Source organism: Globicatella sanguinis NBRC 15551, assembly GCF_001552295.1.
Classification (GTDB): Bacteria; Bacillota; Bacilli; order Lactobacillales; family Aerococcaceae; genus Globicatella; species Globicatella sanguinis.
The window spans coordinates 21,784-37,318 of the sequence record NZ_BCQX01000005.1; the positions used below are offsets into that span (position 1 = coordinate 21,784).

Sequence of the window (15,535 nt, forward strand, 5' to 3'; positions counted from 1 at the left end):
CTATCCCTCAACTACTAATGCCTTTAATTCATCTTCAGTAAATTGATAATGTTCATTACAATAATGACACACTAGTTCTGCTCCATGATCTTCTTCGATCATTGCATTAATCTCATCATTACCAATCATTTTTAAACTTTTAGCAAAACGTTCTTTACTACATGGACAGTAGAACGCAACCTCATGCTTATCTAAAATTTTAGAATTATTTTCACCTACTAAAATATCTAATAATTCTTCTAATGGTTTCTTTTGATCTAGCAAATCAGAGAAGCGACCAATGGAATTAATACGCGCTTCTAAATCATCAATTGTTTCTTCAGTGGCACCTGGCATCACTTGAATCATAAAACCACCTGCTGCTGCTACTGATTCATCAGGGTTAACTAAAACACTCAATCCAATGGAAGAAGGTGTTTGTTCTGAAATCGCCATATAATAAGTGAAGTCTTCTGCTAATTCACCACTGATTAATGGTACTTGACCTGAGAATGGTTCATCTGCACCCGTAATATACTTTCTAACGGTTAAGGTGCCCGGTAATCCTACCGCACCCGCTACATCCAATTTTCCTTTATCATTTAATTCTAAAGCAACATGGGGATTTTGGATATATCCGCGTACATTTCCAACGGAGTCGCCATCAGTGACGATACGTCCAGCAGGACCTTCACCTAGTACTTCCACACTGATGCGGTCTTCTCCTTTTAAGTTGGATCCTAATAAACTAGTAGCTACCAATGTTCGTCCTAAAGCCGCAGTGGATGTGTGCCATGTATCATGACGACGATGTGCTTCATCAACCGTTTCAGTAAAGTCTAATACAAACACCCGCACTTGCCCATCATAGGCAACAGCTTTTAAAATTTGATCTGTCATATTCTTTATTCCTTTCATCAAATCATTTTATTTACCATGTTATTTCTATCTCAGTTGTTAATAACCTTTCATAGTTTAACAAAAAGTTTTTTAAATTGAAAGTTCTTTGACTCAAATAGACAATTGAATGTTTACCTTTTTAATCCACTCAATCGCTCGTCATAACGCATTTCATTTTCTAAGCATAATTTAAATTAAAAGAAAAAATGGAGGCCGGGAAAATTTTAGCAATTACCCAGCCTCTTTGATACTAATTAATGTTGATTATTCTTCGTCTAAATTAGTTTCGGTTGAATCTGATTCTGAAGATAATTCTTCAAATTCACCGTCGACTTCTGAATTCAGCTTGTTAGAATCGTTTGAACTCTCAGTAGTATGTGGATGATGTTTGGCCTCATCTTCAGCTAAATTAGTTTCTAAATCACGATCCGCTTTTTCTTTAGCTTCTTCAAATGTTCTCACTTCTTCTTCTGGTTCTTCACCATTACTATAAGGTGTTGGCATTTCACCTGTTTCAAAAAGTGATTTAATTTGACGTTTATCTAAGGTTTCAACTTCTAATAATTTTTCAGCGATCACATTTAATTGTTCGCGATGTTCGTTAATAATACGATGTGCTTCTTCATGGGCTTCATTCATAATACGACGAATTTCTAAGTCGATTTCGTAAGAAATTTGCTCTGAATAATGGGCACTTTGTCCATATTGACGACCAACGAAAACAGATTCATTGCCTTCAAATTGAACCGTACCTAATTTATCTGACATTCCGTATTGGGTTACCATAGCACGGACAATGTTAGTCGCTTGTTCAAAGTCATTACTTGCGCCGGTAGATTGTGAATTAAAGACAATTTCTTCAGCCACACGTCCACCTAATAAACCAACAACTTGTTCATATAATTCTTTCTTGGTCACGATAAAGCGATCTTCTTTAGGTAACATAATCGCATAACCACCTGCTCGACCACGTGGTACAATGGTTACTTTATGAACCACTCGTGCATCACTTAAGACCATTCCGACAACCGTATGACCGGCTTCATGATAAGCAATGGTTCTTCTTTGTGCTGCTGAAATGACACGGTCTTGTTTAGCTGGTCCAGCTACCACACGGTCTTGCGCTTCATCTAAGTCACCCATCGTAATTTCTTTACGATTGAAGCGGGCTGCAATTAAAGCGGCCTCGTTTAATAAGTTTTCTAACTCCGCTCCTGATGAACCTGGTGTTTGTTGTGCAATGACTTTTAAATCCACATCTGGTGCGAACTTCTTATTGCGGGCATGAACTTTCAGAATCGCTTCACGACCTTTTACATCTGGATTACCAACTAAAATTTGGCGGTCAAAACGTCCTGGACGTAATAAAGCCGGGTCTAACACATCTGAACGGTTCGTTGCAGCAATCACAATTACGGCTTCATTTCCCTCAAAACCATCCATCTCAACTAACAATTGGTTAAGGGTTTGTTCACGTTCATCGTGGCCACCACCCATACCAGCTCCACGTTGACGACCAACAGCATCAATCTCATCAATAAAGATAATTGCAGGTGCTGCTTTTTTTGCATTTTCAAATAAATCACGTACACGGCTCGCTCCGACCCCAACGAACATCTCAACGAATTCTGACGCTGAAATACTAAAGAATGGGACACCGGCTTCACCAGCGACGGCTTTTGCTAATAAGGTTTTACCTGTCCCTGGAGGACCTTCTAATAAGACCCCTGAAGGAATACGTGCGCCTAATTCAGCATATTTTTTAGGATTTTTTAAGAAATCCACAATCTCAACTAATTCTTGTTTTTCTTCCTCAGCACCGGCAACATCAGAGAAGCGTACTTTGACTTTCTCTTTATTTACTTCACGTGATTTGGTTTTACCAAAGTTCATCACATTACGGCCACCGCCACCGCCACTTTGTTGGAAAATCGAAAACATTAAGAAGAATGCCGGAATCATTAAAATCACAAATGGGATTATCGATATCCACATTTCTAAGTTTGATTCTGAAATCGTCTTAATTTCTGTTTCTGAGTTTTGTGCTAATTCGGTTATTTGTCTAATGGTTGAATCGTTACCCAACACTTTGGTGGTAAAACGATTCGAGGTACTCGAATTTTGTAAAACTTCAATAAAAGTATCCCGGTCAGTGGTTTGAGTTTCAGCGGTCGAATTGAATTGACCATTAATATTATAAACTCCAGCCCCTGCCTGAATTTCAAAGGACTTAATTTGTCCATCTTCTAACTTTTCTACAAATTCACTGGCGCTTATCTCATTTGATTTATTACCTGAAAATAAATCACCCGTAAATAATTGGAAAATCCCCATAAATGCTAAGAAGAGCAATAAGTAAAAGAATGGTCCTTTCATCATATTGCGATTCGGTTTTTTATTATTGGGATTATTTCGTTTTGGGTTATTCATATAATCTTTTATCCTCCGATCCGATTTAATATCTTGACTATCATACCATATTAAATTCGAAAAGTCCTATGCTTTGCTTTTAGTATAGATTTCTGGCTTTAAAACCCCAATATAAGGTAAGTTACGATATTTTTGTTCGTAATCCAAGCCATATCCTACTAAAAACTCATTAGGAACTTCAATCCCTACATAGTCCGCTTTTACATCTTTAACAACACGACCTTCTGGTTTGTCAGTTAAAGCACACACTTTGACTGAGGCTGCTTTACGGTATTTTAATAAATCCATGATATAACGCAATGTACGTCCCGTATCAATAATGTCTTCTACAATTAAAATATGACGCCCTTCAACGCGAGAGTCTAAGTCTTTAATAATCTTAACTTCACCTGATGAAGAAGTTCCACCATGATAACTTGAAACATCCATAAAATCCATTTCAAGATGGCAATCCATTTCTCTAATAATATCCATCATGAATAAAGCAGCGCCACGTAAAATTCCTACAACCAACACGTCTTTACCTTGATAATCTTCTGTTAATTGTTTACCTAATTTTTCACATGCAGCCTTGATTTCTTCTCTACTTACTACTACACGTTCAATATCTTGTTCTAACATATGAGTCTCCTTTAACCTTTCGATAACCTTCATTTTAACATAATCTTTTCTATTAGTCTTGCATTTTTCGATATAAAAACAAGTAACTTTCAGCCGCTGGATGGCGATGACGATAATTTCTTGAAGAAATATGACCGATAATGGCGATGACTTCTTCTTGTCGGTCACAAAGCAACCACATTTGATTGCGATCATTTAAGGGAATCTTATTATCTATCATATAACGACTCACTTTTTTATGAAAAATATCGCCATGTCCATCGTTTAAGGCTAAACGATCACCATCTTTACGATGGCGCACATAAAAACCTGGTAGCTGGTCGGGTTTTAAATACAAGCGTAAAGAATAGTCCATTTCCAATACTTGAGAGGTTGAAAAATAACGTTCATCAAATAATCCAATTTGTTCTTTCTCACTAATGATATGCCAGTGATTAATATGCTTAATTTGAACACTCAATTTTTGATCAAGCTGTTTTTCTTCTTCCTTAGGTTGGATATAGATAAAATCATATTCACGTCGCACCACCCAATTTTCATTTAATTGAAAACTACTATTCGGTAGACGGTCATTCATAATCACTTGATCAACTCGATCTATTGCCTCTTTCGTATAGGTTGGAATATCTTCCACTAAACGCTCTTCAAAAAAGAGGGCTAAAAACACTTTTCGTTGATTTTCTTCTAACTCAACAAAAGCTGGTACATATAAAACCCAACGCAATTTTTCTGAATACATTAATAACATTGGCTCACGTTTTAAATAATTTGCATAGTGTACCGAATAACTTGCTTGTAATTGCTCTTGAAGGGCTAACATGTTTTCTAAAAAATTAGGATTTTCTTGCTCTAATACAGGCAAAATTTGATGACGAATTCGATTGCGGAAATATTTGGTATCTTGATTAGAAGCATCTTCTACAAATTCTAAATCATGTTCTGCTGCATAATCATATAATTCGGTTTTAGCAATCGTTAATAACGGGCGCATCATTTGAACGTACACCGGTCTTTGGTCAACCGTCATTAACAAACGACGATAATTGGCTTCGATCCCCCGCAATCCTTTTAACGACGTTCCGCGTGTTAAACGCATCAGTACCGTCTCAGCTAAATCATTTAAGTGATGACCCGTTAATAAGATATCCACTGCTTCTTTTTCAATGATTTCTGCAAAAAATTGATAACGCGCATCTCTTGCCGCTGCTTCGACATTTTTTGTTGCTGGATTTTCCCAACTTTTTACATAATAAATAATTTGATGTTTTTCGGCTAATGTTTTCGCCACATTCGCATCAATATCACTTTCTTGTCGAAGGTGATGATTAAAATGAGCTAGGACGATTTTTTTAGGTTGCGCTAGTTCTTGGTTTAATTTATAAATGATATCCAATAACACGACTGAATCGACGCCACCTGAAACGGCTAGTAAGACCACTTTCGCTTGTTGCCACTCTTTCCAAGCATCGAGTTGATTTTTCACTTTGACAATCGTTTTTTCCATCTATATACACCTGTCTTTCACATAAAACAAGCACTTGCTTATAACCTGCGGTCAAAAACAAGTGCTTTATCTAAATGTTATTAGCTACGACGTCCGCCGCGGCCACCACGTTTACCTTCTGTATTACGTTTGATTGAAGTTAAACGTTCTTCACTATCTTTAAGGAAATTACTCATCAGTTGATCAAAATCGCTTGTTTGACGATTATTTTGATGATTCGTATTTTGATTTCCAAATTTATTTGGGAAATTACGATTCTCATTACTTACGCCATCAAAATTCTTTTTAAATTTTGGTTCTGACGACTGATTGTCTGACCCTTTTCTAAAACCTTGACGTTGAGGTCTCTCCACTGTTTTATTTTCATTAGCTTGACGGATTGATAAACTAATCTTTCCATCGTTGGCGATAGTCAATACCTTTACTTCCACTTCTTGTCCTACCGAAAGAACGGAATTGATATCTTTTACGAATCCATCGGATACCTCACTAATATGAACTAATCCAGATTGATTCTCTGGCAATTCGACGAAAGCACCAAAATGTGTAATCCCGGTTACTTTCCCTGTAACTTTCTGCCCCACTTCAACTGACATAAAATGCTTTTTCCTCCTTAAAAATTGTCTTTCATAATAAGACATTGTAAAACATTAAATAAATTATTCTGGAAGGATGGTTGTTTCTTCTGAAACAGATTCCGTCTCTCCAAGGTCGAAAATAATTTCGCCTTCTTTTGAGTAATAGTAATCTCGGCGTGCGACTTGTTCTAAATATTCACTATCTTGTACTTGATTGTATTCTTGTTGCGCTTGTCGATTTTTTTCGACCGCTTGATTATGTTTTGCTTGGACTTGAGTCAATTGCTCAAGCGTCGCTTGCTTTTTACCAATGTTATTCATTAAAGATAAGCAAGCTGCCCCAATCAAAAGTAAACAAACGAAAGTAAAAACGATGTTGAACTGCTTTTGATATTTTCCTTTGACAGTTTTCTTAGATTTATTTCTATTATATTGAGCCATTGACTCACCTCCAATACCCATACATCATGAGTATATCATTGAAAGAAAATAATTACCATAAAAGGTTATTTTTTTCTTTTAAAATTTTTTTAATTATTCGTTTGAAACTTAGGATTCATGATGATGATAAAGGCTTAACTTAAAAATTCATCAATAATTGGAATTTCTTTTTCAATTCTTTCTTCAGAGATAATTTTATATAATTCGACTGCTTCATTTTTCTTCGTCGTATCACGAATATCTAAAACTTCGACCGTCATAATGCGATTACCAAAACGAACCTCTAGGGTATCACCAATCTTAACGGTTGAACTCGATTTAGCAACAGTATCATTAATCTTAATACGTCCTTGATCGGCTACTTCTTTGGCAACGGTACGTCGTTTTATCAATCGTGATACTTTTAAAAACTTATCTAATCTCATCTACTATTACTCCTTTACTTTATTTCTTTCAGCAATGGCTTGGGTTAAGTTTTTCAAATAACCTAACCATTGATAACTTGGTATGCCTCGAACTTGTAAGGTTACCTTCAGCTGTTCATTTTCTACCGCTACTTTAATTTTTACCGGAATGTCTTGCAATAACTCGAAAATGGTTGCCCCTTGTAATTTAAGGGTCATGCGCGGATTAAAGGTCACTTCCACTTGATCATTTTTCTGCTTAATTTGTTCAACGCCAGCTAATAACCCATAATGCTTAATTAAGGCAATCTCTAATAAATCACTCACTTCATCAGGAAATTCACCAAAACGGTCAATCAACTGATCTTGTAATTGACGATAAGCTTCTTCAGAATCCACTTGTTGAATGGATTTATAAATAGCAATTTTCTGACGTTCATCACTAATATATGAAGATGGTATATAAGCATCGAGCATTAAATCCCACTCAATATTTTCTGATGTTTCCTCTGAGACAGGTTTCTTCAAGCCACGTTTAACATCCACGGCTTCTTTTAACATTTGTGAATACATATCAAAACCGACAGAATCGATAAAGCCAGATTGTTGCTTCCCTAATAAATTACCAGCGCCACGAATCGATAAGTCACGCATCGCAATTTTAAAGCCACTCCCCAATTCAGTAAATTCTTGAATCGCTTGTAATCGTTTGGCACTGATTTCACTTAATTGTTTAAAAGGTTCATACATTAAGTAGGCATATGCAACCCGGTTCGTTCGACCCACACGTCCTCTTAATTGATACAAAGTTGACAGTCCCATATGGTCAGCCATATCGACAAATAAGGTATTCGCATTGGGAATATCCACACCGGTTTCAATAATCGTGGTCGTGACTAATATATCATACGCACCATTGATAAAATCGATTAAGATGGTCTCTAATTGCACTTCTGTCATTTGACCATGCGCAACCGCGACACGAGCTTCCGGTACTAATTCTTGTAATTCTTGGGCACGTTGATCGATGGTTGCGACCCGATTATATAAATAAAAACACTGTCCACCACGGGCCATTTCACGTTCAACGGCCGATTTAATCGCTGCTTCATTTCGCTCCATCACATAAGTTTGCACAGGGAAACGATCATTTGGTGGTGTCTCAATAACCGATAAGTCACGCACACCAATCATCGACATATGCAAGGTTCTTGGTATCGGGGTTGCGGTTAAGGTTAAGACATCGACTTGAGATTTTAATTGTTTCAAGCGTTCTTTATGTTTTACCCCAAAACGTTGCTCTTCATCGACTACTAATAGCCCTAAATCGGCAAATTCAATATCTTTCGATAAAACTCTATGCGTACCAACGACAATATCGATGTTACCTAAAGCTAATCCTGTTATCGTTTCTTTTTGTTGCTTTTGCGTAACGAAGCGACTTAAAAGGCCTATATTAACAGGAAAGTCAACGAAACGTTCAATTAAAGTATTATAATGTTGTTGCGCTAAAATAGTAGTCGGTACCAGAAAGGCCACTTGTTTACCATCCATTACGGCCTTAAAAGCCGCTCGCATTGCGACTTCGGTCTTACCATAGCCAACATCACCGACTAATAAGCGATCCATTGGCCGTTCTTTTTCCATATCGGCTTTAATTTCAGCCGTAGAACGTAATTGATCATCTGTTTCTACATAACTAAAAGCATTTTCAAACGCTGCTTGCTCTGGTGTATCAGGTTCAAATGCATAGCCTTTTTGGTTTTCACGTTTAGCGTATAACTCAATTAATTCATCCGCAATGTCTTCAATTTTAGTCGCTATCTTAGCTTTCGTTTTCTGCCATTCAGCGCTCCCTAATTTATTTAACTTAGGTACTTTGGATTCTGATGCGACATATTTTTGTAATAGTTGAATTTGATCAACAGGTAATAAAATACGCGAGTTGTCTTGGTAGACGACCGACACCATATCGCGATGGACGCCATTGATTTCAATGGTTTCTACCCCGGTATACTGCCCAATCCCATGATTAATATGGACGACATAGTCTCCAATTTCAAGCTCTGAATAGCTTTTAATACGTTCAGCATTGGATAAAGTTTGCTTGCGCACACTGCGACGCTTAACCTGATTGAATAATTCTTTACCAGTTAACACTACCCATTTAGCAACCGGTAATTCAAATCCATTGGTTAAATTACCCACTACGATATTGACCGCATGCGGACTAAGGGTGGCTGTATCTTGAATGACAACCGGTTGAATGTCATATTCTTCAAAACGAGCCTGTGCTTTTCTAGCTTCTTCAAGTGTAGGTAAAACGACCTGCACAATATTTTCTTGTTTCAACCAATGATCGATTTCTGTTTTAACCAATGGCATTTGATTAAAGAATTGGTTCATACTGCGATAATGGATATGATGAATGGCTCTAAACGTTAATTTACCTAATCCACATTGAATGACCGAACAATAAATTTTAGGCTGTTTGGCATTTTTTATTTGTTCTGTCGCTTCCACTTTAATAGAAAGACCAGGTAATAAATTCCCTTTGGTCATTTCTTGTTCAATCCAAAATAAATCTTCCTCAATCGATTGACGTTCACGATTTTGAATCCGATCTAATTCATTAATAATAAGGGTGCCTTCATCGGCTAAATAGTCTACAAGGGTGGTTCCCTTGGGATCACGGTATTCTAAGTAAGCTAAATGATATTGCAACGGTTCCCCATGTTGAAGACGTTCAAGATAATCGGTCATCCCTTTCATAACTTGTTCTTGAGTCTCATCATCTTTGATTTTTTTCACTCTTTTTTCTAAATCGGCCTGAATTTGAGGTAAGACTGCTTGTTGCTCTTCTAAACTGAACAAAACATCTTTAACAGGTAATAATTGAATTGTCTCAGCATTGTCAATCGATTCTTGGGTTTCAGCATCAAAGAAACGGATGGAATCTAATTCTGTATCAAAGAAATCTAAGCGAACTGGATATTCATAATTTAATGGATAGAAGTCAATAATACTACCACGGATACTATATTCGCCCGGAGCTTGCACCATTGACTCACGCATATACCCTAAGTAATTTAAACGCTTTTCAAGTTCGAATCGCTCAATATCATCTCCTAAACTTAATGTTACTTGGGCATCTTTCCAAATAGATACCGGCGTTAATCTTTTTCTCAATGCCAAACCAGATGCGACAATCACACATGGCTCACCACTTGCTAAAGCCGTTAAGGCTTCAACGCGCATCGCTTGATTATCAAATGAAGCCACTGAAAATTCAATCGGCATAGCTTCTTCTACCGGAAATAAATGAACTGGATAATCAGGCAATAACTGTTGTAAATCATCGACTAATTGGGTCAAATGAGTCGCAACAGGTTCAACGATTAATAATTGTCTTGGTTGTTCGTTAAATAATTGTGCCCACAGAACAGCCCGAGCGCTGTCATCAACCCCCGTTACTAATTGTTGGCTTTCAGGAGCTTGAATCTTATTCAGCTCCTGAACAACCTTTGAAAATGGTTCTTTATTTAAATAATTTATCATTAATATAATTCTCCTAACAACACACAAAGGGGAGTGGGTAACAAGTAGAAAATAGAATTATCTCTGCTTCGTCTCCCACCCCCGCACCATTGAGTAGTTAATAAACAAGTCTATATTGACGATGTTTGAAAATACTCAATCACTGCGCAAATACTAAATATTTCTCAGTTTGGCAAGAAGGTTCACGTCTCTCCAAGCCAATTTTGATTTAAATTTTACTAGTTATTTTTGATTGTAAATATTCATGGTTGCTGAAAAATCATCATGTTCAATCCAATGTTCTATTGCTTCAACCACTCGATCAATAGTCGCGTCAATCGTCACTCGTTCTTCTGGTGAAAATGATGCTAAAACATGATCCACAACTTTCCAACCACCTGATGGTCTACCAATACCGACTTTGATACGGTTAAATTCTTGGCTACCTAGCATCTCAATGATACTCTTCATCCCATTATGGCCGCCCGAACTCCCATTGCGACGTAAACGAATACGACCCGGTTCTAAATCCAAGTCATCATAAATAACCAAAATATCTTCCATGCCAATACCAAAATAACTCATTAAAGGAAGCACTGCTTCTCCTGATAAGTTCATATACGTATAAGGCTTCATAAAATAAATTCGCTCACCATTATGATGCCAGCTCGTATAATCTGCTCTAAATTTTTGACCCGTCATTGATAAAGAATGTTTGTCCAAAAATCGGTCAACGACATCAAAACCAATATTATGACGTGTCCCATCGTATTTATTTCCTGGGTTACCTAATCCAATAATTAATTTCATTATGTATCACCTATTGTTAATCTGTAGATTTATTATATCATAACTATTTTGAAAAGTCGTCCTATATAAATCTGTATTAGTCCGAATTGAAAACTGTTACACAATAAATAAAGCGTTAGTATTATTTTTCTTTGATAAAATACTCTTTTTTAGCTTTAATTTTATATAATTATTTGTTATACTATAAAAAACAATATAATTTAGGAGGTTTGCTAAATGTCACAAAAATCATCAAAAAGCAAAATTATCTTAGTTGGAGATGGCGCTGTTGGTTCAAGTTTTGCATTTGCAACTGTTACACAAAATATTGGTCGTGAGTTAGGTATTATCGATATTGACACAGAGAAAACAGAAGGGGATGCCTTAGACTTATCAAGTGCATTAGCATTTACCTCGCCTAAAAAAATCTATGCTGCATCATACGCTGACTGCCACGATGCAGATATCGTCGTGATCACTGCTGGTGCTGCTCAAAAACCCGGTGAAACACGTCTAGACTTAGTACACAAAAACTTAAAAATCTTCAAAGGAATTATCGGTGAAATTGTCGCATCTGGTTTCGATGGCATCTTCTTAATCGCTTCAAACCCAGTTGATGTTTTAACTTATGCAACTTGGAAATTCAGTGGTTTTCCTAAAGAACGTGTTATTGGATCAGGTACTTCATTAGATACAGCACGTTTCCGTCAACGTATTGCTGACTTAGTTAGCGTTGATGCGCGTAACGTTCACGGTTATATCTTAGGTGAACACGGTGATACAGAATTCCCTGTTTGGTCACACGCTAACATCGGTGGATTACAAATCGCTGACTGGGTTAAAATTCACCCAGAAGTTGACGAAGAAGAATTAGTTAACATCTTCTTTAAAGTACGTGATGCTGCTTATGAAATTATCGCTAAAAAAGGTGCAACATACTATGGTATCGCTGTTGCCTTAGCAAGTATTTGTAAAGCTATCTTAGATGATAATAAAGCGGTCTTTCCATTATCAGTATATTTAAATGGTGAATATGGTCAAAAAGATATCTTTATCGGAGCTCCAGCCGTGATTGGTCGTCAAGGTATCGAGACAGTTATCGAAATCCCATTAAACGATGCTGAGACTGAAAAGATGAATTTATCAGCTACTACATTGAAAAATGTTATCGATAAAGGTTTTGCTTTATTAGAACAATAAGATAAATTTTTAAAAGACTGGACAGAAATTAATCTGCTCAGTCTTTTTTTCTTTCTATTAGCACAATTGTTGAGTAAGATAGAAAAGCGTATTTTCAGTTTACTCAAATGGTGATAATGCGGATAAGAAGTGTCACTCGTTAATTTGGTAACTTCTCGTCCACTTTAATATTCCCCATTATTTATTTAATTCTTTCGTATAGTTTTCTAATTGGTCGATTAAACGTCCGATATAGGCAATCGTTGATTTTAATGGTTGATCCGTTGAAACATCTACATCGGCTGCTTTGGCTAATTCCAATGGCGATTTAGAACCGCCCATTTGCAATACTTTAATCCATTTTTGGGCTGCTACTGCTCCCTGATGACGAATATTATTCGCTACTTGAGTCCCGATAGTTAAACCTGCGGAATAAGAGTATGAATACAGTCCCATATAATAATGAGGCTGACGCATCCAAGTGAGTTCTGCCCCTTCTGTTAGTATGACACTATCACCCCAGAATTTTTCTAAGGTTTCGCGATAAATACGATTCAATGTCTCCGCATCAACACTCTTTCCTTGATCCACTAAGCGATAGACTTCACGTTGATAATAAGCCTCTAATAAATGGGTCACGAAATTATGATAATAAGTTTTCCCTACCATTTGCGAGATAATCCAACGCTTCATTCTGACATCATCGCCTGCTACATCTAATAAATGATTTTCTACTAATAATTCATTAGCAGTAGATGGCGCTTCTACAAAGTACATCGAAGGGCGCGCATTTAAGATATTTTGATATCGATGCGCCATTTGAAAATGACCTGCATGACCTAACTCATGAGCCAGAGTCATCGTATCGGACATATTTTCTGAAAAGAACATGAGGATAAATGAATTGGTACCATAAGGTGAATTACAAAAGGCACCCGTTCTCTTACCGCGTGTTTCGGCATAATCAATCCAACGATTATCAAAGGCTTCTCGCATAATCGCTAAATAATCTTCTCCTAATTGGGCTAAGCCATCCAACACATACTGTTGCGCTTCCTGATAGGTTACATTCGGTGAGAAAGTTGGGTCGATATCCAATTTTAAATCTTCATAATGAACTTCATCCAATTGATAGATCTCGCCAATCAACTGTGCATAACGACGCATATTAGGGGCTAATTCTTCCATAATCACATCGATTTGACGATTATATAAATCTACCGATACATCTTGTCGTTCAAGTAAATAATCAATGACTGAGTCATAGCCACGTAAGGTCGCCATCGTTTTTTCCATTTGAACTTGGGCATTATAAACCGAGGCGGTTGAATTTTGATAACAACTTAAAGTATCGGAAAAGTTACGAAAAGCCGCTCTTCTAAGATCGGTATCAGGGGTCGCTTCTTGACGCCCTTCAAAACTGTTATAGGTCATTTCATGTAATTGTCCATTCACTTCAAAATCTGGGAATTGTAAATCTTTGAATTTAATGTCATTATAACCTTGATATGGATAGTCAAGTGTATTGGATAATGCAGCTAAGGCCGCTTCTGTTTCTGGCGATAATTGATGTGGTTTTTGTTTAATCAATTTAGTAATCGCTAATTGGTCTTCTGTATTTTTGGCCGCTTCTTTTAATATATCATCTGCAATGTTCGCTACTTCATTTTCAAAGAAAGATAATTGCGCCGATACATTGGCTAAAATACGACTAGCATGACTATAGCGATTTTGTGCTTCTTTATCTAAAGTGTTCGCATTTACAGGCAAACTAGCATAAGGGAGGATGCGTGCTCTTAGTTCTAAAATCGAGCGATAATGAGCAAAAGCAGCATTAATATCGGTAGCGGTTTGTATCTGACCTCGATACTGTTTAGTAAAGTTTTCTGTGTCCACCACTAATTTGTCGAGTGCTTCCTCATAGCTTTTTTCATCTTGAAATAATGTGGTTAAGTCCCAAGTCTGTTCAATTGGGGCTGTCTCACGATTGATCATATACTTCCACCTCTCATAATTTTCTAATAAATATATTATAACCCTATAGTTAACCTTGTCAATTAATCGACTCTTTTGAATATTTACTGCGCATACGCTAAAATGAAGAAAAGAAGTGTAATATAGGAGGTTTATATGAAAATTGCTGTTCTGCCTCAATTGAATGAGGCACAATTTAAATTATTACAGAGTAAAACACAAGCCAATTTGGTCGCAATCAATGAATCTGAAATAACAGCTGAAGATTTGGCACAATATGAAATCATCTTAGGTTGGAGTGATATGATTGTAGACGTGCTAACGATGGAGCATAAAATTAAATGGATTCAACTATGGATGGTTGGTGTCGATAGCATTCCCTTAGATAAATTAGCTGAACATGAAATTATAATCACGACCGCAAAAGGCGCGAACGCTCCTAATATTGCTCAACAAATTGTCGGTTACTTAATTATGTTTACACGTCATCTCCATACATCAAGAGATTATCAAATGAAACACCAATGGGAACGCCCAGCCGATTATGGTGAATTGACAGGAAAAAAAGCTTTATCCCTTGGCACAGGTGAAATCGGACAAGCATTTGCTAAAATTGCTCAAGCATTTGATATGACGGTAGACGGAGTGAACCGTACCGGACATGCTGTTGATTATTTCAACAATTGTTATGCCATAGCAGAACTCGATTCATTACTTGGTCAGTACGATTATATTGTCAATAGCCTTCCGCATACGCCGGCAACGGATAAATTATTTGCTGAAAAACAATTTAACGCGATGGCTAAAGAGGCTATTTTTATCAATGTAGGCCGTGGCAAATCAGTCGATGAAAAAGCCATGATACAAGCACTCCAAAATAATGAAATCAAAGGAGCTGGCTTAGATGTCTTTGAAGTCGAACCTTTACCAACAGATAGCCCCTTATGGGACATGCAGAATGTCATTATTACGCCACACCGAGCTGGGATTAGTGACTTTTACAGTCCGCGAATCATCGATATTTTCTTAGAAAACTTTCCGCTTTACCAGCAAGGCAAGATGCCAACCGTTAATTTATTGGATTATAAGAGAGGGTATTAAATGTAAAAAAAGCACCAGGGTAGGATTAGTTCACTCCCACTTTGGTGCTAAATTAGACTGGGTATAAACTTGATAAATTTAGTTAAGAATATTGTTCA

General features: G+C 36.9%; 12 protein-coding genes. 2 read left to right on the top strand and 10 right to left on the bottom strand.

Annotated elements, in window-relative coordinates:
* From hslO to pth, 9 genes are all read right to left on the bottom strand, one after another.
* A complete protein-coding gene (gene hslO / locus GSA01S_RS00755; protein ID WP_066123745.1) occupies nt 1-879 on the bottom strand; it encodes an Hsp33 family molecular chaperone HslO in 879 nt (292 codons plus the stop codon).
* A gap of 264 nt (nt 880-1,143) precedes the next feature.
* Nucleotides 1,144-3,309 carry an ATP-dependent zinc metalloprotease FtsH gene (gene ftsH / locus GSA01S_RS00760; protein ID WP_066123748.1) on the bottom strand — a complete coding sequence of 722 codons (2,166 nt, stop codon included), beginning with the start codon at nt 3,307-3,309 and terminating at the stop codon, nt 1,144-1,146.
* 66 nt (nt 3,310-3,375) lie between these two features.
* Entirely contained in the window at nt 3,376-3,930 is a 555-nt protein-coding gene (hpt, locus tag GSA01S_RS00765; RefSeq protein WP_066123749.1) for a hypoxanthine phosphoribosyltransferase, read from the bottom strand.
* Nucleotides 3,931-3,982: 52 nt separating this feature from the next.
* Nucleotides 3,983-5,434 (bottom strand): tRNA lysidine(34) synthetase TilS, encoded by a 1,452-nt coding sequence (gene tilS, locus GSA01S_RS00770; RefSeq protein ID WP_066123751.1) that lies wholly within the window; start codon nt 5,432-5,434, stop codon nt 3,983-3,985.
* 80 nt (nt 5,435-5,514) lie between these two features.
* A complete protein-coding gene (locus tag GSA01S_RS00775) occupies nt 5,515-6,030 on the bottom strand; it encodes a S1 domain-containing RNA-binding protein (RefSeq protein WP_066123756.1) in 516 nt (171 codons plus the stop codon).
* A gap of 63 nt (nt 6,031-6,093) precedes the next feature.
* The gene (locus tag GSA01S_RS00780; RefSeq protein WP_066123759.1) at nt 6,094-6,453 is read right to left on the bottom strand and encodes an FtsB family cell division protein; all 360 of its coding nucleotides are present in this window, start codon (nt 6,451-6,453) and stop codon (nt 6,094-6,096) included.
* A gap of 134 nt (nt 6,454-6,587) precedes the next feature.
* The gene (locus GSA01S_RS10920) at nt 6,588-6,878 is read right to left on the bottom strand and encodes an RNA-binding S4 domain-containing protein (protein WP_066123763.1); all 291 of its coding nucleotides are present in this window, start codon (nt 6,876-6,878) and stop codon (nt 6,588-6,590) included.
* A gap of 6 nt (nt 6,879-6,884) precedes the next feature.
* Nucleotides 6,885-10,415 carry a transcription-repair coupling factor gene (mfd, locus tag GSA01S_RS00790; RefSeq protein ID WP_066123766.1) on the bottom strand — a complete coding sequence of 1,177 codons (3,531 nt, stop codon included), beginning with the start codon at nt 10,413-10,415 and terminating at the stop codon, nt 6,885-6,887.
* 222 nt (nt 10,416-10,637) lie between these two features.
* Nucleotides 10,638-11,207, bottom strand: a complete 570-nt coding sequence (pth, locus tag GSA01S_RS00795) for an aminoacyl-tRNA hydrolase (protein ID WP_281176404.1) — start codon at nt 11,205-11,207, stop codon at nt 10,638-10,640.
* Nucleotides 11,208-11,420: 213 nt separating this feature from the next.
* On the opposite strand from pth, the gene GSA01S_RS00800 reads away from it, so the two are divergent.
* The gene (locus GSA01S_RS00800; RefSeq protein ID WP_066123772.1) at nt 11,421-12,383 is read left to right on the top strand and encodes an L-lactate dehydrogenase; all 963 of its coding nucleotides are present in this window, start codon (nt 11,421-11,423) and stop codon (nt 12,381-12,383) included.
* A gap of 177 nt (nt 12,384-12,560) precedes the next feature.
* Here GSA01S_RS00800 and pepF read toward each other — a convergent pair whose 3' ends face one another.
* Complete coding sequence (gene pepF, locus GSA01S_RS00805) at nt 12,561-14,357, bottom strand: oligoendopeptidase F (protein WP_066123776.1); 1,797 nt, start codon at nt 14,355-14,357, stop codon at nt 12,561-12,563.
* A gap of 135 nt (nt 14,358-14,492) precedes the next feature.
* On the opposite strand from pepF, the gene GSA01S_RS00810 reads away from it, so the two are divergent.
* Nucleotides 14,493-15,437, top strand: coding sequence for a D-2-hydroxyacid dehydrogenase (locus tag GSA01S_RS00810; RefSeq protein ID WP_066123778.1), 945 nt, complete (start codon nt 14,493-14,495; stop codon nt 15,435-15,437).
* The last annotated feature ends 98 nt before the right edge of the window (nt 15,438-15,535 follow it).

Excerpts from the sequence above, each read along its gene's own strand:
- hslO (WP_066123745.1), bottom strand. The coding sequence starts at position 879 with ATGACAGATCAAATTTTAAAAGCTGTTGCCTATGATGGGCAAGTGCGG.
- ftsH (WP_066123748.1), bottom strand. The coding sequence starts at position 3,309 with ATGAATAACCCAAAACGAAATAATCCCAATAATAAAAAACCGAATCGC.
- hpt (WP_066123749.1), bottom strand. The coding sequence starts at position 3,930 with ATGTTAGAACAAGATATTGAACGTGTAGTAGTAAGTAGAGAAGAAATC.
- tilS (WP_066123751.1), bottom strand. The coding sequence starts at position 5,434 with ATGGAAAAAACGATTGTCAAAGTGAAAAATCAACTCGATGCTTGGAAA.
- GSA01S_RS00775 (WP_066123756.1), bottom strand. The coding sequence starts at position 6,030 with ATGTCAGTTGAAGTGGGGCAGAAAGTTACAGGGAAAGTAACCGGGATT.
- GSA01S_RS00780 (WP_066123759.1), bottom strand. The coding sequence starts at position 6,453 with ATGGCTCAATATAATAGAAATAAATCTAAGAAAACTGTCAAAGGAAAA.
- GSA01S_RS10920 (WP_066123763.1), bottom strand. The coding sequence starts at position 6,878 with ATGAGATTAGATAAGTTTTTAAAAGTATCACGATTGATAAAACGACGT.
- mfd (WP_066123766.1), bottom strand. The coding sequence starts at position 10,415 with ATGATAAATTATTTAAATAAAGAACCATTTTCAAAGGTTGTTCAGGAG.
- GSA01S_RS00800 (WP_066123772.1), top strand. The coding sequence starts at position 11,421 with ATGTCACAAAAATCATCAAAAAGCAAAATTATCTTAGTTGGAGATGGC.
- pepF (WP_066123776.1), bottom strand. The coding sequence starts at position 14,357 with ATGATCAATCGTGAGACAGCCCCAATTGAACAGACTTGGGACTTAACC.
- GSA01S_RS00810 (WP_066123778.1), top strand. The coding sequence starts at position 14,493 with ATGAAAATTGCTGTTCTGCCTCAATTGAATGAGGCACAATTTAAATTA.